Consider the following 22,866-nt stretch of genomic DNA (forward strand, 5'->3'; position numbering starts at 1 on the left):
ACCCTGTCCAGTCACCTCCAGCCCTTTTTCATCCTAGCATCCGCCCATCCTCATGTTTTTTGTCGATCTGCGCCGGCTAATTCTGCTGCTGGCTACCGCCAGCAGCCTGCTGACCATGGGCTACACCCTGTATGGAGCCTACTGGGCAGAGCGTACCTTATTAATAGGACAGGCTTTAGAAAAGAACCGGGCCTATGCGCTGAAACTGGCAAGCAGCACAGATGCCTTCATTGCCAATTTGCAGCAGCAACTTCGGTATAGTGCCAATCTGCTCTCGAGCCCCACCCGTAAAACGAAGCAACAGCTCAATACGGAGGTCAACCGTCTACACGAGCAGAACAACAGCTTCAACTCGGTGCTGATCCTGGATGCCAAAGGCCGCGTCCTGGCCAATGCCCCTCACAATCTCGGCCTATTGGGAACCGTATTGCGTGGCGAGGGCACCCGACATGCCCTGAACAGCAAAATCCCCCTGGTCAGCTCTCCGTACATGTCGGCCACCGGCCGCCTGCTGATCTTTCTGTCGTACCCCATTTTGAACGCCGATGGACACTATCAGGGCCTGGTAGGCGGATCCATCTATCTGCATGAACCCAACAGCTTGAACACGTTATTGGGCGAGCACTTTCATCGCGACGGCTCCTACATCTATGTCGTCGATAAAAACAACCGGCTGCTTTATCACCAAGACAAGGAGCGCATCGGCGAGGTCGTCAACAACAACCCCGCGATCAATGCCGTCAACCAAGGCAAGAGTGATGCACTTGCCCTGAAGAACTCTCGCGGCACGGACATGCTGACCGGATTTGCCCCCAGCAAGGATGTGCAATGGGGACTGGTGGTTCAAAGCCCTACCGATATCGTATTTGAAGAGCTAAGTGGCTTGTTGGGTAAGGTCTTGCGCAATTCCATCCCATTTTTTCTTGCTGTCCAGGCGCTGATCTGGATGCTGGCCATGCTTATTGCCAAGCCTTTGCGCCAGTTGGCCCGACTGGCACCTCACCTGGACGCCAACGAGGCCAGTTCACGTATTGCCAATGTCCATGCCTGGTACTTTGAGTCCCGCCAGATCAAGCTGGCCATGCTGCTGGGCCTGAAACGCGTCAATCGCAAGATGGATGTCATGGACATAGAACGCAATACCGACCCGCTAACGAGCCTGACCAATCGTCGCGGCATGAATGCCATGCTCCAGCAATGGAAAGATACCGATATGCCCTTTTCCGTTCTGGCCGTCGATATCGACCACTTCAAACGTGTCAACGACACCTACGGCCACGACGTTGGGGACTTGGTGCTCGGTTTTCTGGCCGATACGATGCGCGCATGCACCCGTGACACGGATCTGGTCTGTCGAGTCGGCGGAGAAGAGTTCAGTATTTTCCTGCCTGATCAGGATATTGACCAAGCCGTACAACTGGCCGAGCGTCTTCGCATCTTGATCAGTAAAACCAACAGCCCCACAGGCGCGCCCATTACCATCTCCATCGGCGTGGCACATTGGCCCATCCATGCTCGTGAACACAGTGCCGTCTTGAAGCTAGCTGATGAAGCTCTCTATACCGCCAAACGCAATGGCCGCAACCGCGTTGAAATCAGCACCCAGACCGGTCAGGTGAAAAGCCTGCCCCCTTCCCGCTAAGCAACAACACTGGGCCAACTTAAAGACGGCGCAAAACCTTGACCTGCACATCCACCTGCAGGTCAAGACTTGTCAACTGACGCACTCGCTCCAGACCCGGCATACTGGCACGAAACATATGAGGGGTCATCAACAACAGGTCTGCAATTTGCTGCTGGGTGGATAGCGATACCTCAAAACAGATGCGCTCGCTGCGCTCCAGGCTAAAACCGGCTGCCACGGTTTGCTCCTGGCTCTTATCAAGCTTCAGACTGGTGTAAATAATACGACGCAACGCCAGCAAATGGTCTGCACCTGCTTGCACCTGCACCCAAATTCCGCCGGGTTTCAGCGCCCGTAGAAACTCATCGGGCACGGCAAAACCAAACATGCACAGCACAGCATCCAACGCACCATCGGGGACAGGCAATTGTGCATTGCTGCCCACCAGCCAACGTATGTCGGGCGAACTGCGTGCGGCTGCCATGGCCGCCCATTTGGAGATATCCAGGCCAATCAAAGCCAGTTGCCCGTTTTTATCCTGCTGACGCAAATAACGCGGGTAATAACCTTCTCCACAGCCCGCATCCAAACAAGCGTAGGGCGCCTCCCCTTCCAATTCATCCATCAAAATACGCCACACGCCAGCAGCGATGGGCTCGTACACCCCGGACTCCAGGTAACGACGCCGCGCCGCCACCATCTCCTTGCTGTCGCCCGGATCACGTGAACGCTTGTTTTGTACAGGAAGCAGATTGATATAGCCCTGACTGGCCGTATCAAAACAATGGCCTGCCGGGCAGCGCCAACTGGGAGCCTCAAACGAGAGCGGCAAGCCGTCCAAGGGACAGCACAATTGCTCAAAGAGGGGCGGGGAAAAGTCAGACATGAATGAATCGCTCTACGGCCACCGTGGCCAAGGCAATAGTGTAGCGCCCCGGCCTGCCTGTACCGGGGGGCCACGACAAATTTACGATTCGGACGCAAAGGCCAGCGCGTCGCGCAGCAAGGTCTCTAGCAAGGGCTGAATATTACGGGCGGCCTCTTCTTTGTACTCAAAGGGCCACTGCTCTTGCATATAGCAGCACTGTGCCATCTCCAGCTGCACAGCATGAATGTTCTGCTGAGGACGTCCGTAGTGGCGAGTAATGTAGCCACCTTTGAAACGACCATTCAGCACACTGCTGTAATCTTTGTTGGCCAAGGCTGTTTTCATCAGACGATCACTCAGGGCAGCATCACAACTATCGCCGCTGGCAGTCCCGAAATTCAGATCCGGCAAACGGCCTTCAAAAAAGCGCGGAACCACCGACCGAATCGAGTGTGCATCCCACAGGACCACGCGACCATGCAAGGTCAGCAAGCGCGTCAGCTCTTCTTCCAGTTTCTGGTGATACGGTAGCCAGATGCTCTCGCGGCGCTGGGCAATCTCATGTTCGTCCGGCTCCTGCCCAGGCTGGTAAATAGGCTCATCGTCAAAGGTGTCCAAAGGACAGAGACTGGTCACGCTTTGGCCGGGATACAGGCTGGCATTGTCCGGCGGACGGTTCTGGTCCACCACAAAGCGCGAGTACGTCGCCACCAGCACGGACGCGCCCAAATGCTGAGCGCACTCGTATAGGCGGGGAATATGCCAATCCGTATCCGGCACCTGACGCGCTGACTCCGTAAAACGCGCCAGCAAAGCCGTTGGCACATAGGTGCCCGAATGGGGCATGGAAATCAACAAGGGGGCAGTGCCCGGATAAAACTCAAAGGCCGCAGGAACGGTCATGGCAGACTCCAGTCTGTGTCAGCACACAATCAAGAAGGAATAGGATACAAATCACCCCGACGGTGCTGCCAGGCCGGAAGCGATTCACGCATGCGCTGCACACGCGTGGGGTCCAGATCGGCACAGATATAACCTGGGTGATCCGGCATACATGCCAGTACCGTGCCCCAAGGATCAATAATCATGCTGCGGCCCAGACACGGCATGGCGGGACCGGGGCCACCGATCTGCGCAGCGGCCAACACATAGCATTGATTCTCAATGGCACGGGCACGCAACAGGACCTCCCAGTGATCACGGCCAGTATGCACATTAAAGGCTGCTGGCACCACCAACACATTCGCACCACGGGCACGCAAGGTACGAAAGAGCTCGGCAAAGCGCATGTCGTAGCAAATGCTCAGGCCCAGATTCAGATCGCCGACCGGCACATTTTGCAGATGCTGGCCGTGGCAGAAATCGTCGGACTCACGATATTCCAGACCGTTCACCACTGCATCGTACAAATGCACTTTGCGGTATTGCGCCACGATCTCGCCCTCTGGGGAGAACGTCACGCTCGTGTTGCCCAGGCGATGATCATCAGGACGGCGCTCGTGCATGGAACCCAGATGAATCCAGGCACCGGTGCGGCGCGCCAGGCTGGCCATGTGATCGGTCACCAGCCCCGGAATGGGCGTGGCGTGTTGCTGCAACCATTCTGTATCACCACGGACATCGCTGTACTCGGGGGTCACAATCAATTGTGCCCCGTCTTTGGCAGCAGCCAACACCCAATGCTCTAGCTGATCCAGATTGGTCTGGAGGTCACGGCCACTATCCAATTGAACCAGGGCAACACGTGTCGTAGACATACTTTTATCCTTTCGGGCCGGCTCAGTACTGCAGCGCGCGGGCCGTTTCCAAGGCCAGACGGGACAAGACACCCGCTCCCTGACCACCGTATAAAGAGGTGCTGGTGCGACCATCGGTAAAACCATCGGCCAGCACAGCCAACACCACACTGCGTTCACCCATCGTCAAGATACCGGCGTCGTGACGCAAACCGGGCAAGGAGCCGGTCTTGTGAGCCAGTTGAGCGATAGAAGGCAGCAGTGCCGCAAAGTGACCTCGTTCACGCTGATCAGCCAACATGTCCAGCCCCTGCTGACGCAGGTTTTCGGGCAAAGCAGGCGAATGCAACAGGTACAACAAGGTCGAGCAAGCATCCTGGGCCGTGGTCCAGTTGTCTTTGCCGGCCTCGCGTGCCTTCATGTCCATCATGTGACGCTGCAAATCGGTATGCTGCAAACCGGCCTGGACACTCCAGGCGTTGATGTTATCCATGCCCAGCAAATCGATCAGGGCATTGGTGGCAACGTTATCGCTCAGAATGATCATCAGCAAGGCCAGCTCGCGCAGGCTCAGGCTGGGCACGCCGGGCAATTGGCTCAAAATGCCGGTGCCGGGGGTCCGGTCACCCTCGGGCAGAGGGTAAACCGTATCGAGCGACAGCTTGCCCTGTGCCACCTGCTCGAGCAGGCACAGGAGCATGGGCGTCTTGATCAGGCTGGCCGAGGGCATGACGCGCTGCGCCTGCCACTCAAACAAGGAGGTACCGTCGGTAGCGTAGACCGCCATCGAAATACGGGCGGACTCCTGGGTCAGCAAAGGCTCCAGTCGTTCTTGCAGGCGCTCACGAACCTGTGACACATCCAACAACTCGCTTCCTAAGGTAAACATACAAACACTCCTTCAACACTCAGACCAAAATCAGGAACAGGCCGACGAACATCAACAAGTTGACCGTCATGACCGCCCAGCCGTTATACAACATGTATTTGAGCTGAGTGGAGCGCGCCAGGCCCATCTGGCCGAACATATCTGAAGAAGGGAAAGGACCAAACCAGTCGATCTGCGAGCTGCCCAAAATCACGGCGGCGGTTGCAGCAGGGCCCACACCGGCCGCAGCCAGAACGGGACCAAAAATCTTGGCGGTGAAGGTCATCTGCGCCACAGCGGCACCCGGAATGTGCCCGACCACGTTAAAGGCCACAATCAACATGCACAGCACCGCGCCACTGATACCGATCAAGTATGGCTGCACCGCATCCAGCAAGGCATGATAGGCGTTCAGTTGGTCCACCAGCACCAGCACCGGGTTGAACAGCCAGAACAGGAAGAAGATCCAGATCAGCTTGCCCGCACCGGCATACATGGCCTGCAGAATTTCGCGCGGGTTCATGCCACCGGCCAGACCCGTGGTGGCGCCCAGGGACACCATCACAATAATGGCGTAGGCAAAACCGGCTTTGGAGGCGATACCTACAGCCGCCAGACCGACGATGGTGATGCAGAACGCCCAGGCAGCGCGCACAGCCTTGGGCGAAGCCTTGGCGTTCACGTCAAACGCAGCCTGACCTTGCGAGGCTTCTTCGTACTGGAACTGATCCTTGGTCATCTTCTGGATACGACCGGACATGAACCAGCCCGTCAGCAAGGTGGCAGCGGCCATAGGCAGACCGGCAACCAGCAGGTAGTCGGTGTAGCTCAGACCTGTCAGACCCGTTACCGTCACCACGTTAGGGGTGAATGGGCCCAGTACCAGACCGGCGGAACCGGCACTTTGGAACAAAGCCGCCACAGCAGGGGGGGACAGACGCACAGCGGCGGCAATCGGGATCACCACAGCGGCAATAATGGCGTTACCACCTGCCAAGGTACCCAGAGCGCCACAGATCAGGGTGGACGCCACCATGATGCCCAGACGCACACGAGTCGGATTGGACAAGCCGATACGCTTGACAATGGCTCGCACCAATTGCTCGGCAGCCCCCGTACGGGCGGCCACTTCACCCACTCCGGCGCCCAGCACAATAATCAAACCCACTACTGCAATGAACGAGCCCAGGGACTCGGCCAGCAGTTTACCCATGGCAATCGGTGTGGTGCTGGTCATGATGGCACCCAATACAATCGCACCAATCGTGGCCAGAACAATGTCCACCCCCAACAAGGCGATAAGCGCAAACACCACGACCGGCGTCAAGCCCCACAGGGAGCTTTCACCCGGCATGTAAAAGTGGGTATACAAGGCAATCGCCATGCCAATTAAAAACACCACCATGGCCGCATTGCGCTTGCCCGTTGGCATTTGTTGCTGAATGACACTCATGTCGTCTCCTTAACGATCCTTCCCCGACCAGTCATCAATAACCGGCCTGCATGTGATGCAATCGCCCCGCCCTGCTTGACTACCCCAGGTCCCGGCGACTGTCTTCTTGTCCGATGCACCGCTTATAGCGGGATAATCGGCGCATCCAGGCTTTGCGCCTGAGCGGCAAAGGCGCGATCAAGCACCTGTCCGGGCCGCTGCTCCGGGGCGGCAGGATGCACCTGCACACCATTCACAAACACGGTCTGCACACCTTGAGACGGTAAGGTGGGCTCTTCCCAGGTGGCGCAATCCTGCACCGTTTCGGGATTAAACACCACCAGATCCGCCCAGGCGCCGACTTGCAACACGCCGCGGTTTTCCAGCCCGAAAACCGAAGCAGGCATGGCCGTCATTTTGGCGACCGCCTGCTCCAGCGACATCAGGCCATCTTCGCGTACGTACCGCCCTAAAATGCGCGTAAAACTGCCCCACAAACGAGGGTGGGGGTGCGCATCCGCAGGCAATCCGTCCGAGCCCACCATGCAACATGGGTGGCTGAAAATGCGCTGGACTTCTTGGTCGTCCATCGCAAAGTAAATCGCGCCAGCAGGCAGCAAACGCCGTGCGGCTGTTTCCCGGTCGCAACCCCACTGCTCGGCAATCTCGACCAGATACAGGCCATTGCATTCAGGGTGAGGCTCGGACCAGGTAATACGAATTTGGTCTATGGTGTGGGCACGCTCAGGGATCAGGATCGTGGAGCTGCCCGAATAGGGATAAATATCCAGGGTGGCCTGCACGCCCTCGGCGCGGGCCCGATCAATATTGGCCAAGGTATGGCTGCTGCGCCCCCAGTTGGCTGGCATCATGCATTTATGGTGCGACACCAGGGTGGCACACTGCGTCTGGCGACCTACCGCCAGCACTTCTTCTACCGACTCCTGCACCATGTCGCCTTCATTGCGAATATGACTGGTATGCAAGGAACCTTTGGAAGCGGCAACACGGGCCAGACCTTCCAGTTCGGCTGCTTCGGCCATGCAGCCGGGCTCGTAAGCCAGGCCAGTACTAAAGCCCACGGCACCCTCTTCCAAGGCCTTGACCAGCAAGGCTTCCATGGCCTTTTGCTCATCGGCATTCGGCTGGGACAAGGGGTCCTGCATCACGGCCATGCGCAAATTCGCGTGACCGACCAAAGCTGCCACGTTGATCATGGGCTTTAGCTGGCTGACGGCTTGCACGTATTGCGCCATGTCTTCAAACAAGGGCGAATCGCCCAGCAGGGCCAAAGCCGCTGCCGAGTTGCCCGGCAAAGGAGCGGGGAAGGCGCTGACACCACAATTGCCGACCACAACCGTCGTAATGCCCTGGCTGGTTTTCCAGTCCAGAACAGGCCGTTCGATGAACATCAAATCATCATGGCCGTGGGTATCAATAAAGCCGGGAGCCACGACATGGCCGCTGGCGTCCACCGATTGATCGGCGTGCCAGGCACTCAAGTCGCCCACGGCAACAATACGCCCTTCTCGAATACCCACATCACCACGCCAACGCGGGGTGGCCAAGCCATCAATAATCCAGCCATTGCTGATCTTGACGTCCAGCCTGCGGTCGTCTGCCTGCATCTACGTCTCCACTCGTCCTCCCACAAAAAGGGGAAGTTGACCGCATTATCCAAAGGTATTATTAATATGAAAAATTGTTTAAGTTAATTGATTAATCAGAAAATGATATGGACAGACTTCCCAAGCACATCACGCTCAAGCATTTGAACGCGTTTGTCGCCGTGGCCCAGGAGGCCAGTTTCACCCATGCCGCACGCCGCCTTTTCCAAACACAATCCTCGGTCACTGGCCTGATTCAACAACTGGAAGTTGCCCTGAACACCTCCTTGTTCAACCGCACCAGTCGGCGTGTATCCCTGACACCTATTGGTCAGGAGTTCCTGCCGCGCATCACCCGCCTGCTGGCGGACTTTGATGGCGCCATCAGTGATGTCATGCGTTATGGGGAATTGAAAAGCGGGCGGGTCAGTGTGGCCGCCGCTCCGTCGGCCATTACGGACTTGATTGCGCCGGCCGCCGCGAATTTTTCGCAGCAGCATCCGGCGGTGCGTCTGTATTTACGGGATGACAACTCGGGCCGCATTCAACGTCAGATCGTGGCAGGAGAAATCGACTTTGGTCTGACCAGCCCCTGGGCAGATGTCCAAGGGCTGGACAGTCAGCCTTTGCTGGAAGACCAGTTTGGTGTGCTCTATCGCAGCGACGACCCGCAGATCAAACCCGATGCCGATAACACGGTCAGCTGGTCTGCCCTGAATGAACGCAAGCTGGTGGGCGTGGTGGACGAAACAGGCATCATGGCCGTGCTGCAATCGCGCCCAGACCTACCCATCGAAACCTCAGCCCCTTTCTATGAAGCCTCCAGTACGACCTCACAAGCAGCACTGGTGCAAAGTGGTCTGGCCATTGCCCTGCTACCCGCCTTGGCCGCACAACGGGTCTTGATGCCCGGTCTGAGCTTTTCCTTGCTGCAAGCCCCCACACTGGTCCGTACCTTGTGCCTGATGTTCCATCTGGAGCATGATCTGACCCCTGCTGCTGCCGCCCTGGCAAAGGAAGTACGAACCTACGTGAAAAAAGCCCCTTTGCCACCAGGATGCCGCGCTCTGTGAGAGGCGGACCGCGAAGCCGGACGTAGAATCCCCCCACGCCTCGCCTGATCAGAATGCCGTCATGCCAGTGCTCCTTTTCGGTGCCTTTTTGGTAAGGCCTGTGGGCGCGGTGTGCTCTTCGGGCTGATGGGGGGATCAGTTCGGTCATCAGAAAGTACTATCCCTGATCATCGTGGCGAGCAGCCCCCTCCTGCTTGGGCTAATTCTGTCCTATCTGGACGTCGGCCATCTAAGACCATGGCCTTTCCCCTGCATGCCTGCCCGCCCTCCTATCCTTGAACGCTCCACCTACATACCAGCACATTTAAAACGGGCCTGAACAAAACGCTCAGACCCGTTTTTTCGTGCTGTTAGTCTCCATCACTGTTAAATAGAAACGAACAGCGATTCAGTCTTTGTCTACGCGGCATTAAACCGTCAAACCGCCCGACACTTCCAGCGTGGTGCCATTGATGAAGCTGGCTTCATCCGAAGCCAAAAACGCATACACATTGGCGATTTCTTCAGGCTTGCCCATGCGGCGCAGCCAGCAATGGTCACGAAAGCCTTGCAGCACTTTTTCCGGGATGGTTTTCAGAATATCTGTCTCGATAAAACCAGGACAGACCGCATTAACGCGTATCCCTTTGGGGCCCAATTCCCTGGCCCAGGTCTTGGTAAAACCAATCACCCCAAACTTGCTGGCTGCGTAATTGGTTTGACCATAATTGCCATACAAACCCACTACACTGGAAGCGTTCAGAATGGAGCCACTTTCCTGCTCCAGCATCACCGCCGCCACAGCCTGGGTAAAGTTGAAAACAGCTTTCAGGTTGACATCAATCACATCGTCAAATTGCTGCTCGGTCATGCGCACCAGCTTGGCATCTTTGGTGATCCCGGCATTGTTCACCAGCACATCAATGCGGCCAAACTTTTGCTTCACATCCGCCACCATGGCATCAATCTGCACACGGTCCGTCACATCCACGGTATAGCCCACAGCCGTAACGCCATTGCCACTTAACGACTGCGCTGCTTGATTGACAGCATCCGCATTACGATCGCACAACACCACAACCGCTCCTTCCTGGACAAACTTCCTGGCTGTTGCCAAACCAATGCCTGCAGCCGACCCGGTCACAACCGCCACTTTATCTTTCAATCGCATTCCAGCTACCTTTTAAAAATCGCTCCACGCTGTCATGCAAACACAGGTTTTTACCGCAGCCAAACAGACCATTGCCTGCCAACTCGTTCACACCAGCACACTGTTTTGTACTCCGATCACGTACAGATCGCCAGTTAAAGTGAGCAAATTTCATCCCAAAGGCAATGGCCCCACAATGAACCGCACTACACGCAAACGCTTACTTGCCAGAAGTGAATTTGGTATGGCTGTTGATCAAGTTGCGGTAGTCGGGGATATGACTGGAGAACAAGGCGCCCAGACCTTCCACGTCGTTACGCCAGTCGCGGTGCAATTCGCACGCCACGCCAAACCAGGTCATCAGTTGAGCACCGGCGCCAGACATACGATCCCAGGCGGAATGACGCGTCAACTCGTTAAAAGTGCCCGACGCATCGGTTACCACAAATACATCAAAACCTGCTTCCAGAGCAGACAGGGCCGGAAACGCCACGCACACTTCGGTGACTACACCGGCAATAATCAACTGCTTTTTGCCGGTAGCCTTGATCGCTTTCACAAAATCTTCGTTATCCCAGGCGTTGATCTGGCCAGGACGGGCAATATAAGGCGCATCAGGAAAGGCTTCTTTCAGCTCGGGAACCAAAGGACCATTCGGACCTTCTTCAAAGCTGGTAGTCAAGATGGTGGGCAAGTTGAAGTACTTGGCCAGATCAGCCAGGGCCAGCACATTGTTCTTGAACTTGTCAGGATCAATGTCACGAACCAGGGACAGCAATCCGGTTTGATGGTCTACCAGCAAAACAGCAGCTTGGTCTTTATCAAGTCGTTTATAGGACGTAGTCATCTCAGTTCTCCTCAAAGGGATTGAAAAGGAAGGGTGCAGGAACGGCACCCGGCACTGCAACAGCGCAGAGGTATTGGCGCTGCGAATCAAATCGGTGAAACATGCCAGCAAAGAGGTAGTGAAGGCGGGCCAGGCCGCCCTCACCCACTTGCCTTACAAGACCGCCGTAGTGGGTGCCATGGCACCGAAGCGACCGCTATTGAAGTCATCCATAGCCTGCAGAATTTCCTGCTTGCTATTCATGACAAACGGACCGTGTCCTACGATGGGCTCATCAATGGGCTGACCACTGATCATCAAAACCACAGCGTCGTTATTGGCTTCGATGCCGAACTGACTACCAGCCCGATCCAGCACCACCAATTGCCCTTCACGTGCCACGCTTTGACCATTGACCAGCACCGTGCCGTGCAGAACCACCAAAGCAGCCGTCCAACCCTCCGGGCTTTCCAGCTCGGCAATCCCACCCTGATTCAGGCGCAGGTCCCAGACATTCATGGGCGTAAAGGTCTTGGCAGGACCAGTGGCACCGTCCTTTTCTCCGGCAATCACACGCACTACGCCAGCAGCATCAGGCAGTGCGACCACAGGAATTTGCTGGTCGGTAATGGCTTGATAGCCAGCGGGAGCACGCTTGTCTTTGGCTGGCAGGTTGACCCACAACTGCACCATTTCCAAAGTGCCGCCCGAACGCGCAAACGCGTCGGAGTGATACTCCTCGTGCAAGATGCCCGAACCAGCCGTCATCCACTGCACGTCACCAGGGCCAATCGTGCCGCCCTGGCCCGTGGAGTCGTGGTGCGACACCTCGCCCTTGTAGACAATGGTGACGGTTTCAAAACCACGATGTGGGTGCTGGCCAACGCCGCGTTTGTGCTGGCCAGGTGCAAACTCGGCAGGCCCGGCGTAGTCCAGCAGCAGAAAGGGGCTCAACTGTTTTGCGTGTGTGTGGTACGAAAACAGGGAGCGAACGGGAAAGCCGTCGCCCACCCAATGAGGACGGGGAGCACTATAGATACCAAGAATCTTCTTCATGTCCATCTCCTTGTTTCAACATAAGAGACAGCATAAACTCGGGACAACGAAACCTGTAGCCCCCTAAACCGGCCATCTATGTTCCATTTATGGAACGATAAAACTGCCATGCAAGATTTAAACGACTTGTACTTCTACGTTCAGATTGTGGATCACGGAGGTTTTTCCCCAGCCAGTCGCGCATTAGGTTTACCCAAGTCCACCCTTAGCCGCAGGCTGGCAGCTTTGGAGGAACGCTTAGGGGTACGGCTGATTCAGCGTTCTACCCGCCGCTTTACCGTGACCGAGATCGGACAGACGTATTACGAGCACTGCAAGGCCATGCTGGTAGAGGCTGAAGCTGCGCAGGCAGCCATCGAACTGACACGCGCCGAGCCGCGCGGTGTGGTGCGCCTCAGTTGTCCCATTACCTTACTGAACGCCCATGTCAGTGATATGTTGGCCGACTTCATGGTCAGCTACCCGCATGTAACGGTGCAATTGGATGCCACCAACCGGCGCGTCGACCTGATCGGGGAATCGCTGGATATGGCAATTCGCGTGCGCCCGCCCCCCCTGCAAGACAGCGATCTGGTGATGCGTGTTCTGTCCGACCGAAGCCAATGTTTAATAGCCAGCCCGGAGCTGATTGCCCGCCTAGGCATGCCCGGTTCGCCAGCTGATCTGGCGGACTATCCCAGCCTGGCATTGGGGCTGCCACAGCAAAGCCATACCTGGACCTTGTATGGTCCCGATGGCGCACAAGCCGTGCTGCATCACACTCCCCGCCTGATTACCACGGATATGACGGCCTTGCGCTGCGCAGCATTAAAAGGCGTTGGTGTGGTGCAGTTGCCTACCCTGGTAGTCTGCGATCAATTGGCCGACGGCTCGTTGGTGAAACTGATTCCGGACTGGGCCCCACGACGCGAGATCATTCATGCGGTGTTTTCCTCCCGCCGGGGGCAGATGCCTGCTGTGCGGGCGTTGCTGGATTACCTGGTCGAACGCTACCAGCAAATGGATGAGGACTGACAGCAATCTGGCAGTTCACGTGCAGGCAGTAAGGCACACACAAAAACGCCCTACCGATGCAGGGCGTTTTGTAGTCCTGGGCAATCAAGCCAAGGGATCAGGCGCCGCCATTAAAGTCGCGAACTTGCTTTTCAGCTTCTTCACGTGCAATACCGTAGCGTTCCTGAATTTTACCGACCAGATATTCGGTATTGCCTTCGGCAACATCAATATCATCATTGGTCAGTTTTCCCCATTTGGCCTGAATCTTGCCAGACAACTGTTTCCATTTACCTTTGATCGTATCTTCATTCATAGTCGTTCTCCTGTTTCAATGGGAATTCACAATTAGGACTGACAACGAAACTTTTATTCCGGTTTTACTTTCAATCCCGACGAATCGACTTTCACAACGCCTTTCACACTTTCCGTTGCAGCAACGGCTTTCTTGTGCTCAATTTCGCTGGGCACGGTACCGGTCAATGTTGCAACACCGTTATTGGTCTCAACAGAGATATCCGTGCTTTTCAAATCCTTGGTACTGGCCAGATCAGCCTTGATTTTGGTAGTGATCCACGTATCGCTGACGGCTTCACCCGCAGTTGCGGAGTGGTCCTGATTAACGGCTGGCTCATTGGCCATTGCACCGCCTTGCAAACCAAAACTCAAAGCCGAAGCCATTAAAAAACTGGATAGGATGGCAGATTTCTTCATAGATTTTCTCCAATATCAGAAAGAGTATTTTTAGAATCCAAAATTCTCTTATTCCTGCTATTAAAAGGAGTCCAATTCAATCAACAAAAATCTCGTTGCTTCCAATGGATGGTTCTACCGTAACATTTCCGACCACCCCGCAAAATACGAAATGCTACAAGCATTTTCTTTATAAAAATCTCTTCTATTTTTCATTCAACCCTATTCATCCGGACGATGGCAAGCTGCTTTAGCCACCCGAGCCAAACCACCATACCGACTGGACTCAATCCCCCCGGCACACGCCACCCCTGGTGTTCACACATTTTCAACAAGGCCATGGCCACCTTGAAGCGGAAAGCCCAAAGCACAAGCAGAGTCGTCAAGCCGTGCTTCGTCCTATGGAGCGAGGGTACTCAGACCAGATACATAAGGTAAAAAGTTGAGCAGGGCTGCTAACAAAAACGCCACCTTAGCGACGGTGTTCGCGATGCGAGTACGGCTACCACGCCCAACACACGCAAAAACAAGCCAGATCATCATGTCGACAATCTGGCCGAAATCAAACCAAGAGGCAGACCGACGCACCCCGCCTCGAACAACAAAGTCAATATCAATCAACGCAGATGATGTACCTCCTGCGTTCCATATACGTGCACCGGCAGGCCTGCCTGACGCGCTTTCAACTGCAAGGCCAGGTACTGTGAATAATGACGTGACTGATGCAAATTACCCCCGTGAAACCACAGATTCGGCTGCTGAGTAGGCTTCCACATATTGCGCTGCTCACCTTCCCACGGCCCGGGATCTTTGGTGGTTTCCGAGCCCAGCCCCCAGCACTTGCCTACCCTATCCGCCATTTCCTGGCCTGCCAGATCGGCCACCCAGCCATTCATGGAGCCGTAACCGGTGGCATACACCACCAGGTCCGCAGGCAATTGCGTGCCGTCGCTCAGCACCACGGCGTTCTCGGTTAAATGGCTGATGTCAGTGCGAGACTTCAGCTTGATGCTGCCATCAATAATCAACTCGCAAGCGCCCACGTCAATGTAGTAGCCCGACGCACGGCGCAGGTATTTCATGAACAGGCCGGAGCCATCATCCCCCCAATCCAGCATGAAGCCTGCCGCCTCCAATTTCTGGTAGAACTGTGCATCGCGCTCGCGGATCTTGTCGTACACAGGAATCTGGAAGTCCGCCATGATGCGGTATGGCAGGGAGGCAAAGAGCAAGTCTGCCTTGCGCGTGGTGACTCCCGATGCCAGTGCCCGTTCGGAATACAGATCGCCCAAACCGATCTCCATCAAGGAGTCGGATCGCACAATGTGGGTGGACGAACGCTGCACCATGGTGACGTCCGCCCCTGCCTCCCACAGCGCGGCGCAAATATCATGAGCTGAGTTATTGGCCCCGATCACCACTACCTTCTTACCCGCATAGGCTTCCGGTCCGGGATGCTGTGAGGAGTGCTGCTGTTCACCCTTGAAGACATCCTGCCCCTTCATGCTGGGCACGTTCGCCTTGCCGGACATGCCCGTGGCAAAGACCAATTGCTGTGGCCGTAGCGTCATGGGCTTGCCATCACGCTCGATCTCCACCTCCCAGGTCTGGCTATCCTCGTCATAGCGCACCTTCTTGCATACCGTGCTGCTCCAGTAATTCAGTTCCATCACCTTGACGTACATTTCCAGCCAGTCACCAATCTTGTCCTTGGGCGCAAAGACCGGCCAGTTATCGGGGAAAGGCATGTAAGGCAGGTGGTCGTACCAGACGGGGTCGTGCAGGCACAGAGACTTGTAGCGTTTGCGCCAGCTATCGCCAGGGCGAGCATGTTGGTCAATGATCAGCGTGGGTACATTCAACTGCCGCAGACGCGCACCCAGCGCAATACCGCCCTGCCCGCCGCCGATCACCAGCACATAAGGCTGCTCCGAGGTGCCCAGTTCTGCCTGCTCCTGCTGACGACGCTCCTGCCAGGTCTGACGTCCACGTCGAATGCCATGCTCGGCCCCCATGGGACGGCGAACACCCAAAGGCTCTTCGTGCCCTTTCAGTTCCGACATGGTGGTCAGGAAGGTCCAGATCTTCCCATCCTTTACGCGGATATGGCCGTAGCCACGCGCCACATCGGTTTCCACACGGAACCAGCCTTCCACCAGACCTTGACCATCATCACTGACCGGCTCCGCGCTGTCGCGCTCGAACCTGCCTGACACGGCGCCTTGTTGCTGCTGCCTCAGCATGTCACGGATCTGGTCACGCCCTTCCATGGTTCGGATATTCCAGGTGAACATGACCAGATCACGCCAAAAGCATTCTTCGGCAAACAGGGCTGCCGCATCGTCCGGTGCATTGCTGGCAAGCGCATGGGTCAACTGTTCAAGAACCGTGTCCAACTGTCGCGCAGCCGACTGCAGTTGCTGCTGTGTTTGCATGATTTGTCTCCATATCGTTTTACTATTGCGCCGAGCTTTTGCTGCCCAGCTATGGAGTACATAGCAAACACCGTGCCAAACCGGAAATGGCTTGTTTTAAAGAGGTATTGCTTGTTTGAAGACGATAAAACTGTGCCAGCGATGACACAGGTGGTGCATCAGGTGTCGCAGCCTGTGTCACAGGTCGAGTCTTAGTGAGTCAGGCCTGCCCGTTTGATATAACGATGCAAGGTGGACCGGCTGATACCAAGCTGCCGAGCCGCTGCGCTGACGTTGCCACCACAGGCCAGTAAAACCTGCTGCCAAGAGGATTCTCCGGCAGAAACGGGCGCTGCCGCCGGGCTGCCTGTCGATGTAGCCAGACGCCGCTCTCGCAACACCTCTGGCAAATCCTGTACCTCAATGCAGGAACCTTCCGCCAAGGCCAACGCCAGCACCAGCGCATTGTCCAGCTCGCGCAAATTACCCGGCCACTCGTACGCTTGCAGTGCTTGCCAGGCCTCGGGCGACAAACCGGGCACATCGCCCTTATTACGCCGATGCAATATCTGCTGCACCAGCCATTCCAGGTCACTGCGCTGACGTAAGGCGGGCAAGGTCAGCACAGCCGCATTCAAGCGATACAGCAAATCCGCACGGAAGCAGCCTTGCTCTACCAAGGCATTTAAATCATGATGGCTGGCTGAAATCACACGCAGGTCTACGCGCTTACTTGTGCGTGCGCCCAAAGGCATTACCTCGGACTCGGCCAACACGCGCAGCAAGCGGCTTTGCAGGGCCAGCGGCATATCGCCAATCTCGTCCAGGAACAGAGTGCCGCCATCGGCCGCCTCGATCAAACCCGCACGGCCCCGTGCAGCGCCGCCGGTATAGGTGCCGGCCAGATAACCAAACAATTCGCTTTCTATCAGGCTCTCGGGCAAGGCTGCACAATTGACAGCCACAAAATTTCCGCGACGACCGCTGGCCGTATGAATCGCACGCGCCAGATACTCTTTGCCCGAGCCCGTCTCGCCCTGCAACAGCACTGGCATTTCTCGCGTCGCCAAACGCGCGGCCTTCAACAGCATGGACTGCATGGCCGCATCCGTGCCCGCCAAACCACGCAATGCCGGTGGCAAGGCAGCATCCACGGCGGCCCCATCCATCCCCACAGACCGATTACTCATCACACGTCGGGGTTCAATGGCATGGGCAAACAGCACACTACCATCCCGCGCCATGACGACCCGTTCCTGCGTAGGGCGATAGCGCATCAAGGTAGGTAACTGATCCACTTCCAGATGCAAAAAGCGCGCCAAGCTCTGCCCGAGCAGGCCCGCAGGGTTGCGCCAGTCCACCCCCGCCGCCCGCGCCAGAATGCGAGCACCCGTATGCGTCATGCCCTTGATACGGCCAGAGCCATCAATCGCAATCGCCGCTTCCGGATCAATATCCAGAAACTCCGGCGACTGCGACAAACATAAAATCCATTCCTGCCGATGGCAGGCCATTAAATTGGCCAGCTCAATGCGACGGGTCGCCGCATTGGCAAGATGCAGTGCCAAGCCTTGGCTGGCCTTGGCCTCCGGCGACTGCAACAAGGACAAATCCAGCACCGCCGCCAGCTTGCCATCATCGTGATAGATGGGTGCCGCCGTGCAGGACAGGGGCGCATGCATATGATCGAAATGATCGTTTTGATGAATGGTCAGAGCCTCGCCCGTGTGCAGGCAAGTGCCCACCGCGCACGTTCCCGCGCGCTCTTCAGACCATTCCGAGCCCATATACAAACCGGCCTGCCGCAAGGCATCGCGCTGACCATCCGAGCCCAGAAAATCCACCGTAACGCCCTTGTTATCGGACAGCAGCAACACGTAATTCAGCCCGGAAACCTGCTGATAAAGACGCTCCAGCCCGGAGCGCGCAATATTGATCAGGGCTTCGGACTGCTGACGGTGCTCGCGCAACTGGGAATCGGGCACGATATAGGCCTCGCACGCCTGCGCCGGGTCCAGCCTGTGATGCTCAATACACCGTCGCCAGCTATGGACCACGGCCTGATCGCGCCGGGACAGGCTGCCCTGCCAAACCGCCGTGATCTCTTGGACGTGTGCCACATGTGAAGACTGCATCAGAGCTCATCCCGAAAACAGGCCTGCCCCCGGACGGGCGCGGCCTCTCTTCCAGTGTGCCGCCATGCTTCACTGCCGTACATGGAGGTTTTCCTTGAGATGCGGTGCAGCAAATCAACTGCTTTGAGGCATCTCCCCGTTGGCCAAGCGGCGGTTAATGTCTGCCAGCACATCCGGTAAATCTGCAATGGTATCGATCAGATAATGCGGTCGTGAATCGCTGAACATGGCCCCAATACGCTCGCGTTCGCTTTGCAGCTTGTCGGCAGGCAGCTTCTTGAACTCGTCGTAGGTCAGACCCAGGGCATTACCCGAGCAGGTCAGTGCCACCGTCCACACCCCAGCACTGCGTCCTTCCACAATACCGGGCCAGGTGTCGTCCACTTTGACGCAGGCAGCTACATCCGATATGCCCAGCGCGATCACGTTCGCCAAAGACTGCGCAGGATAAGGGCGTCCGTTGGGTACTTCATCCGTCGCAACGACGTAGTCCGCCATATAGCCGTTCTTTGCGGCCAGCTCGACCACCTTGTCCATCACCACTTTGGGGTAACCGGAGCAAGAGCCTATTTTCACCCCCGAGCTTTTCAGGTTAGAGATCACTTCCAGCGCCCCCGGAATCAAGGCCGAGTGCTCCGCAATCTTTTCAATCTGCAAGGGCATGAAACGCTTGTAAATGGCAGTGACGTCCTCATCGGTAGGCGTACGGCCAAACTGCGTTTTGTAGCGTTCAGCAATCTCCGGCACGTTGCACAAAGTACGAATGTGATCCCATTTGCCCATACCCATAGGCCCGCGCGCCTCTTCCAAAGAAACTTGCACCCCGAACTCGGCAAAGGCCTCGACAAAAATCTGCGTAGGCGCAAACGAGCCGAAATCCACTACCGTACCGGCCCAATCAAAAATCACAGCCTGAATCTGTTGCACTTGCTGATAAGACATATTGTTCTCCACACCCTTAACTGACTATCGTTAATAAAAAACTAACTGCTCGTTTCAAAACCCTTGAACAAATCACTAATAAGCGGGCGCTCTTTTCTTAGCTCCAGGCAGCACAAGTAATAGTCGATGTAAAAAGGGTGCTGCTCAAAGCAAATGGCACGGGTGCCGGGCGTATCCACATACTCAGGGGCCGAGACAAAACCAATGCCCACCCCTTTCATAATGGCGTGAACAATGGCTTCTCGGCTGTTGAGCTCCATCACACAATGGATGGCAACCTGATGTCGCGCACAGCCTTCCTCCACCGTCTGCCGTGTCCGTGAACCAGCCTCCCGCAAAATCACCGACTCCTGGCTTAACTGCTCCAGACTCACCTTTTCCTGGGTACACCACGGATGCTTCTCCGGCACCACAGCCACGACCGGGTAACGCTGATACAAACGCGTATACAAACTTGGATCTGCCTTGGGATGCGCCAGCATGGCAACATCCACATCAAAGTCATACAGCTTTTCCAACACCTTGGAAGCAGACGAAAAGTAGGTTTTAAACTCGATATCAGGCTGGCTTTCACCCAGCTTGAACACCAGATCCATGGCGATTGGTGGTGATACGGCACCAATCCGCAGCAAGCCCGATTTGCGCTGCTTGAAGCTCTCCAGCAACTGGACGGCTTCTTCCTCCAGATCAAACAAAGGCCTGGTAATTTCGTAAAGCTGCTTGCCCGCGGCGCTTAAGGCCAACTGATTGCCAGAACGGTAGAAAAGCTCCACGTCAAATCGCTGCTCCAAGGCTCGCACTTGCTCACTAACAGTGGGCTGTCCAATGCTGAGATACCGTGCCGCCGAGGTGAACCCGCCTGTATAGGCCACGGCATAAAACGACCTCAACCATTTGTGATAGTGGTGCATGAACAGCCTTTATTTAAGTTAGCGACGAATAAATAGTGCCACCAGCGCGCTACATGCACATGCAATCAGGACGATTACAAAGATCAAGGAGGTATCGCCCGTCGAGTCCAGCACACTCCCAATCATTGGCTCGGCCAGGCCAGCAAACAAGTAAGAAGAGAAGTTCATGACGCCGGTAGCAGTGCCCGAACGCTTGGCTCCCACCAGGTCGGGGCATAAAGCCCAGAAACTAGTCGCCGGACCGTAAACAAAGAAACCGCACAGGAACAAAGCCACCAATCCCAAGGAGCTATGCACTGGCAAGGACCACATCCACAGGCTCATCAAGGCACCCAGGCCTGTGTAGAGCATGATGGCCAAGTAGCGTTTGGAACCAAACAGGCGATCTGATATCCAGCCGTTACTCAAAGCCCCAACAGCCATGCCCACGGGCAGCGCAATCGTGATCCATTTAGGGTCGATCAGGCCGTCACCCGATTTCCAGTCCACACCCAGAAAATGCACGGGCACCCACACAATCAAGCCATAACGGGCAGCATTCTGAAAACCCAAAGACAAGGCGGCAATCAGCAAGCGTTTGTTTTTCAGTACCGCCTTGTAACGCTGCCATGATGTTTCGGCCTCGCCTTCCAGTGCTTTAGAGGCATCATCCGCATTGGCAACACCGGTATCAGCCAAAGGCTCAAAGCCCATATCCTCGGGGCGCTCGCGTGCCACCAGATAAAACACAATCCCACCCACCAGCATCAACAAAACGGGCAATCGGAAGATCCAGCGCCAATCCAACTGCATCACATCAATAACCACCATAGACGTCACATAGGACAAGATCGAGGCGCAGCCAGCCGCAAACACGTATAAACCATAGGCGCGACCACGCTCGGAAATACCCCACCAGTTGGATATCAGGCGGCTGCCTGGCGCCCAGCCCAAAGCCTGGAAATAGCCATTGGCTCCCCACGGGATCAGCAAGCTAAAAAAGCCAGTGGCAAAACTCGCAATCCAATTAGCGCCGCACGACAACACAGCGCCAGCCGTCATGATGCGGCGACCACCATATTTGTCTGCCAAGTTGCCATTAATGGCCTGACCCACGGCATAGGCCCACAACAAGACAGCAGAGACCCAACCCAATGAGGCACTGCTGAATCCGAACTCCTCTTGCAAGCCAGGAATGGCAAACCCAAACGTCTGCCGTCCGGTATAGAAAAACAGATAACAGAACATCGCAGCCAGCAGCATGCGCCACTGCGCTTTCCTGAACGACAAACTCGGTGCTCGGGTCATCCCCGACAAGCTGGATGCTTGAGTCATAATCAGCTCCTTTCACCCTTTGGCCCTGACACGTCACGGCCTGTGGGATGCTCTTTTTTGCTGTATCAAAAAGGGGGGACTTCAGTCCTCTCTACCTTTGTGTCTTGTCTCGTGTTGTATGTATTTGTCAGGCGACACTCAGGCGGCAATAAAATTTTTGCCCCGTGCGCCCTGCATGGCGTAAGCAATCATGTCGTCCTGTTCCTGGGCCTGTACGCCATAGTCGATAAACTCGGTCTTGACGCCCACGCTGTGCAAGAAGTGACGCAGCCTAGCCTGGGCCTGCTGACGATCACGGCCAAACAGCTTTTCAAAAACCTGATCTCGCGATGGATCACAGCCCCATGCCAGGCCAAGCACATAAGGCAAGGTAAATGAGCAAGCAATGCCGTGCGGCAAGCCATAACGCAGCGTCATTTCATAGGAAATGGAGTGCGCCAGCGCAGTTTTGGTATTGGAAAAAGCCATCCCGGCCTTCAAGGCGGCCAGTGCCATTTTTGAGCGCAGTTGGATATTCCCCAGATCCTTTTGCAACTGCGGCAGATACAGCAAAATATCTTCAATAGCCGAGATCGCAAAAGTATCCGAAATCGGGTTGGCATTGACATTCCAGATCGATTCCAAGGCGTGGGACAAAGCATCCAGGCCCGTGGACACCGTCACTTTTTCCGGCACGCTCAGCATCAGCTCCGGATCAATAATGGCCACGGCTGGCCAGGTCTGCTCCAGATGCAGGGAATATTTTTTCTGGGCCTGCTGATCCCAGATCGTGGCCCAGGGAGTCACTTCACTGCCGGTACCCGCTGTCGTGGGAACCGCAATCAAGGCCTTGCTGTCCACCGGGGTAAACGCTTTGCCGGTAGACAACAGATCAAGCAGCTCCTGAAATGTCCCGGTTCGGGTCCCCACAATCAAGGCCTTGGCCGTATCAATCGCACTGCCGCCTCCCACAGCCAGCACAATGTCACTGTCCCCGGCCTTGTGCCAGAAGGTCTCGTACACATCCTTTAAATAACTGACATCGGGATTAGGTTGCACATCCTCCACGATGTGAACCAGACTCTCCCCCAACAAGCCCTGGATATGAGCGACCAGACCCAAAGAGCGTGCCTCCGGGAAGGTCACCAGCGTTATTTTCTTGTTCGCGGCCAGCCCGGAAATCTCTTTCAAGCTTCCGGGCCCAAAGTACGTACGTACCGGATTTGAAAACTGCGTTGCCATTGTTTGCCTCCTCATTATTGAAGT

The 22,866-nt window shown here is 56.0% G+C and carries 20 protein-coding genes; 3 read left to right on the forward strand and 17 right to left on the reverse strand.

Going from position 1 to position 22,866, the window contains the following annotated elements; genetic code table 11:
- The first annotated feature begins 52 nt into the window (after positions 1 to 52).
- Positions 53 to 1,642, forward strand: coding sequence for a sensor domain-containing diguanylate cyclase (locus ACDI13_RS09170; RefSeq protein WP_316989808.1), 1,590 nt, complete (start codon positions 53 to 55; stop codon positions 1,640 to 1,642).
- Between the two features lie 19 nt (positions 1,643 to 1,661).
- Here ACDI13_RS09170 and ACDI13_RS09175 read toward each other — a convergent pair whose 3' ends face one another.
- From ACDI13_RS09175 to ACDI13_RS09200, 6 genes are all read right to left on the reverse strand, one after another.
- Complete coding sequence (locus tag ACDI13_RS09175; protein ID WP_316989809.1) at positions 1,662 to 2,510, reverse strand: putative RNA methyltransferase; 849 nt, start codon at positions 2,508 to 2,510, stop codon at positions 1,662 to 1,664.
- Between the two features lie 81 nt (positions 2,511 to 2,591).
- Entirely contained in the window at positions 2,592 to 3,395 is an 804-nt protein-coding gene (gene hutG, locus ACDI13_RS09180; protein ID WP_316989810.1) for an N-formylglutamate deformylase, read from the reverse strand.
- Between the two features lie 29 nt (positions 3,396 to 3,424).
- Complete coding sequence (locus tag ACDI13_RS09185) at positions 3,425 to 4,249, reverse strand: carbon-nitrogen hydrolase family protein (RefSeq protein ID WP_316989811.1); 825 nt, start codon at positions 4,247 to 4,249, stop codon at positions 3,425 to 3,427.
- Between the two features lie 22 nt (positions 4,250 to 4,271).
- A complete protein-coding gene (locus ACDI13_RS09190) occupies positions 4,272 to 5,117 on the reverse strand; it encodes a serine hydrolase (protein WP_316989812.1) in 846 nt (281 codons plus the stop codon).
- Between the two features lie 19 nt (positions 5,118 to 5,136).
- Positions 5,137 to 6,549, reverse strand: coding sequence for a gluconate:proton symporter (locus tag ACDI13_RS09195; protein ID WP_316989813.1), 1,413 nt, complete (start codon positions 6,547 to 6,549; stop codon positions 5,137 to 5,139).
- Between the two features lie 122 nt (positions 6,550 to 6,671).
- Positions 6,672 to 8,156: a D-aminoacylase gene (locus tag ACDI13_RS09200; RefSeq protein WP_316989814.1), complete on the reverse strand. Its 1,485-nt coding sequence runs from the start codon at positions 8,154 to 8,156 to the stop codon at positions 6,672 to 6,674.
- 107 nt (positions 8,157 to 8,263) lie between these two features.
- Between ACDI13_RS09200 and ACDI13_RS09205 the strand changes: the two genes are divergently transcribed.
- Positions 8,264 to 9,208 carry a LysR family transcriptional regulator gene (locus ACDI13_RS09205; protein ID WP_316989815.1) on the forward strand — a complete coding sequence of 315 codons (945 nt, stop codon included), beginning with the start codon at positions 8,264 to 8,266 and terminating at the stop codon, positions 9,206 to 9,208.
- Between the two features lie 409 nt (positions 9,209 to 9,617).
- On the opposite strand, the gene fabG is transcribed toward ACDI13_RS09205, so the two are convergent.
- The 3 genes from fabG to ACDI13_RS09220 form a co-directional block, all read right to left on the reverse strand.
- Positions 9,618 to 10,358 (reverse strand): 3-oxoacyl-ACP reductase FabG, encoded by a 741-nt coding sequence (gene fabG, locus ACDI13_RS09210; protein ID WP_316989816.1) that lies wholly within the window; start codon positions 10,356 to 10,358, stop codon positions 9,618 to 9,620.
- A 199-nt stretch (positions 10,359 to 10,557) separates the two neighbouring features.
- On the reverse strand, positions 10,558 to 11,184 hold the full coding sequence (gene ycaC, locus ACDI13_RS09215; protein WP_316989817.1) for an isochorismate family cysteine hydrolase YcaC: 627 nt from the start codon (positions 11,182 to 11,184) through the stop codon (positions 10,558 to 10,560).
- A gap of 153 nt (positions 11,185 to 11,337) precedes the next feature.
- Positions 11,338 to 12,219 (reverse strand): pirin family protein, encoded by an 882-nt coding sequence (locus ACDI13_RS09220; RefSeq protein ID WP_316989818.1) that lies wholly within the window; start codon positions 12,217 to 12,219, stop codon positions 11,338 to 11,340.
- A 108-nt stretch (positions 12,220 to 12,327) separates the two neighbouring features.
- Between ACDI13_RS09220 and ACDI13_RS09225 the strand changes: the two genes are divergently transcribed.
- Positions 12,328 to 13,233, forward strand: a complete 906-nt coding sequence (locus ACDI13_RS09225) for a LysR family transcriptional regulator (protein ID WP_316989819.1) — start codon at positions 12,328 to 12,330, stop codon at positions 13,231 to 13,233.
- Between the two features lie 97 nt (positions 13,234 to 13,330).
- Here ACDI13_RS09225 and ACDI13_RS09230 read toward each other — a convergent pair whose 3' ends face one another.
- From ACDI13_RS09230 to psrA, 8 genes are all read right to left on the reverse strand, one after another.
- Positions 13,331 to 13,528: a CsbD family protein gene (locus ACDI13_RS09230; protein WP_009456875.1), complete on the reverse strand. Its 198-nt coding sequence runs from the start codon at positions 13,526 to 13,528 to the stop codon at positions 13,331 to 13,333.
- 53 nt (positions 13,529 to 13,581) lie between these two features.
- Complete coding sequence (locus ACDI13_RS09235) at positions 13,582 to 13,926, reverse strand: BON domain-containing protein (protein WP_316989820.1); 345 nt, start codon at positions 13,924 to 13,926, stop codon at positions 13,582 to 13,584.
- A gap of 596 nt (positions 13,927 to 14,522) precedes the next feature.
- Positions 14,523 to 16,340, reverse strand: coding sequence for an NAD(P)/FAD-dependent oxidoreductase (locus tag ACDI13_RS09240; protein WP_316989821.1), 1,818 nt, complete (start codon positions 16,338 to 16,340; stop codon positions 14,523 to 14,525).
- Between the two features lie 191 nt (positions 16,341 to 16,531).
- Positions 16,532 to 18,454: a sigma-54-dependent Fis family transcriptional regulator gene (locus tag ACDI13_RS09245; protein WP_316989822.1), complete on the reverse strand. Its 1,923-nt coding sequence runs from the start codon at positions 18,452 to 18,454 to the stop codon at positions 16,532 to 16,534.
- A 114-nt stretch (positions 18,455 to 18,568) separates the two neighbouring features.
- Positions 18,569 to 19,396: a phosphonoacetaldehyde hydrolase gene (phnX, locus tag ACDI13_RS09250; RefSeq protein WP_316989823.1), complete on the reverse strand. Its 828-nt coding sequence runs from the start codon at positions 19,394 to 19,396 to the stop codon at positions 18,569 to 18,571.
- A 41-nt stretch (positions 19,397 to 19,437) separates the two neighbouring features.
- Positions 19,438 to 20,307: a LysR substrate-binding domain-containing protein gene (locus tag ACDI13_RS09255; protein ID WP_316989824.1), complete on the reverse strand. Its 870-nt coding sequence runs from the start codon at positions 20,305 to 20,307 to the stop codon at positions 19,438 to 19,440.
- A gap of 18 nt (positions 20,308 to 20,325) precedes the next feature.
- Positions 20,326 to 21,621, reverse strand: coding sequence for an MFS transporter (locus tag ACDI13_RS09260; protein WP_316989825.1), 1,296 nt, complete (start codon positions 21,619 to 21,621; stop codon positions 20,326 to 20,328).
- 138 nt (positions 21,622 to 21,759) lie between these two features.
- The gene (psrA, locus tag ACDI13_RS09265; protein ID WP_316989826.1) at positions 21,760 to 22,842 is read right to left on the reverse strand and encodes an iron-containing alcohol dehydrogenase PsrA; all 1,083 of its coding nucleotides are present in this window, start codon (positions 22,840 to 22,842) and stop codon (positions 21,760 to 21,762) included.
- Positions 22,843 to 22,866: the final 24 nt, after the last annotated feature.

The organism is Alcaligenes faecalis (genome assembly GCF_041521385.1).
Classification (GTDB): domain Bacteria; phylum Pseudomonadota; class Gammaproteobacteria; order Burkholderiales; family Burkholderiaceae_B; genus Alcaligenes; species Alcaligenes faecalis_E.

Coding starts and splice junctions, on each gene's coding strand:
- ACDI13_RS09195 (WP_316989813.1), bottom strand. CDS start 6,549: ATGAGTGTCATTCAGCAACAAATGCCAACGGGCAAGCGCAATGCGGCC.
- ACDI13_RS09260 (WP_316989825.1), bottom strand. CDS start 21,621: ATGACTCAAGCATCCAGCTTGTCGGGGATGACCCGAGCACCGAGTTTG.
- hutG (WP_316989810.1), bottom strand. CDS start 3,395: ATGACCGTTCCTGCGGCCTTTGAGTTTTATCCGGGCACTGCCCCCTTG.
- ACDI13_RS09185 (WP_316989811.1), bottom strand. CDS start 4,249: ATGTCTACGACACGTGTTGCCCTGGTTCAATTGGATAGTGGCCGTGAC.
- psrA (WP_316989826.1), bottom strand. CDS start 22,842: ATGGCAACGCAGTTTTCAAATCCGGTACGTACGTACTTTGGGCCCGGA.
- ACDI13_RS09200 (WP_316989814.1), bottom strand. CDS start 8,156: ATGCAGGCAGACGACCGCAGGCTGGACGTCAAGATCAGCAATGGCTGG.
- ACDI13_RS09190 (WP_316989812.1), bottom strand. CDS start 5,117: ATGTTTACCTTAGGAAGCGAGTTGTTGGATGTGTCACAGGTTCGTGAG.
- ycaC (WP_316989817.1), bottom strand. CDS start 11,184: ATGACTACGTCCTATAAACGACTTGATAAAGACCAAGCTGCTGTTTTG.
- ACDI13_RS09225 (WP_316989819.1), top strand. CDS start 12,328: ATGCAAGATTTAAACGACTTGTACTTCTACGTTCAGATTGTGGATCAC.
- ACDI13_RS09170 (WP_316989808.1), top strand. CDS start 53: ATGTTTTTTGTCGATCTGCGCCGGCTAATTCTGCTGCTGGCTACCGCC.
- ACDI13_RS09175 (WP_316989809.1), bottom strand. CDS start 2,510: ATGTCTGACTTTTCCCCGCCCCTCTTTGAGCAATTGTGCTGTCCCTTG.
- ACDI13_RS09230 (WP_009456875.1), bottom strand. CDS start 13,528: ATGAATGAAGATACGATCAAAGGTAAATGGAAACAGTTGTCTGGCAAG.
- ACDI13_RS09255 (WP_316989824.1), bottom strand. CDS start 20,307: ATGCACCACTATCACAAATGGTTGAGGTCGTTTTATGCCGTGGCCTAT.
- phnX (WP_316989823.1), bottom strand. CDS start 19,396: ATGTCTTATCAGCAAGTGCAACAGATTCAGGCTGTGATTTTTGATTGG.
- fabG (WP_316989816.1), bottom strand. CDS start 10,358: ATGCGATTGAAAGATAAAGTGGCGGTTGTGACCGGGTCGGCTGCAGGC.
- ACDI13_RS09205 (WP_316989815.1), top strand. CDS start 8,264: ATGGACAGACTTCCCAAGCACATCACGCTCAAGCATTTGAACGCGTTT.
- ACDI13_RS09245 (WP_316989822.1), bottom strand. CDS start 18,454: ATGCAGTCTTCACATGTGGCACACGTCCAAGAGATCACGGCGGTTTGG.
- ACDI13_RS09220 (WP_316989818.1), bottom strand. CDS start 12,219: ATGAAGAAGATTCTTGGTATCTATAGTGCTCCCCGTCCTCATTGGGTG.
- ACDI13_RS09235 (WP_316989820.1), bottom strand. CDS start 13,926: ATGAAGAAATCTGCCATCCTATCCAGTTTTTTAATGGCTTCGGCTTTG.
- ACDI13_RS09240 (WP_316989821.1), bottom strand. CDS start 16,340: ATGCAAACACAGCAGCAACTGCAGTCGGCTGCGCGACAGTTGGACACG.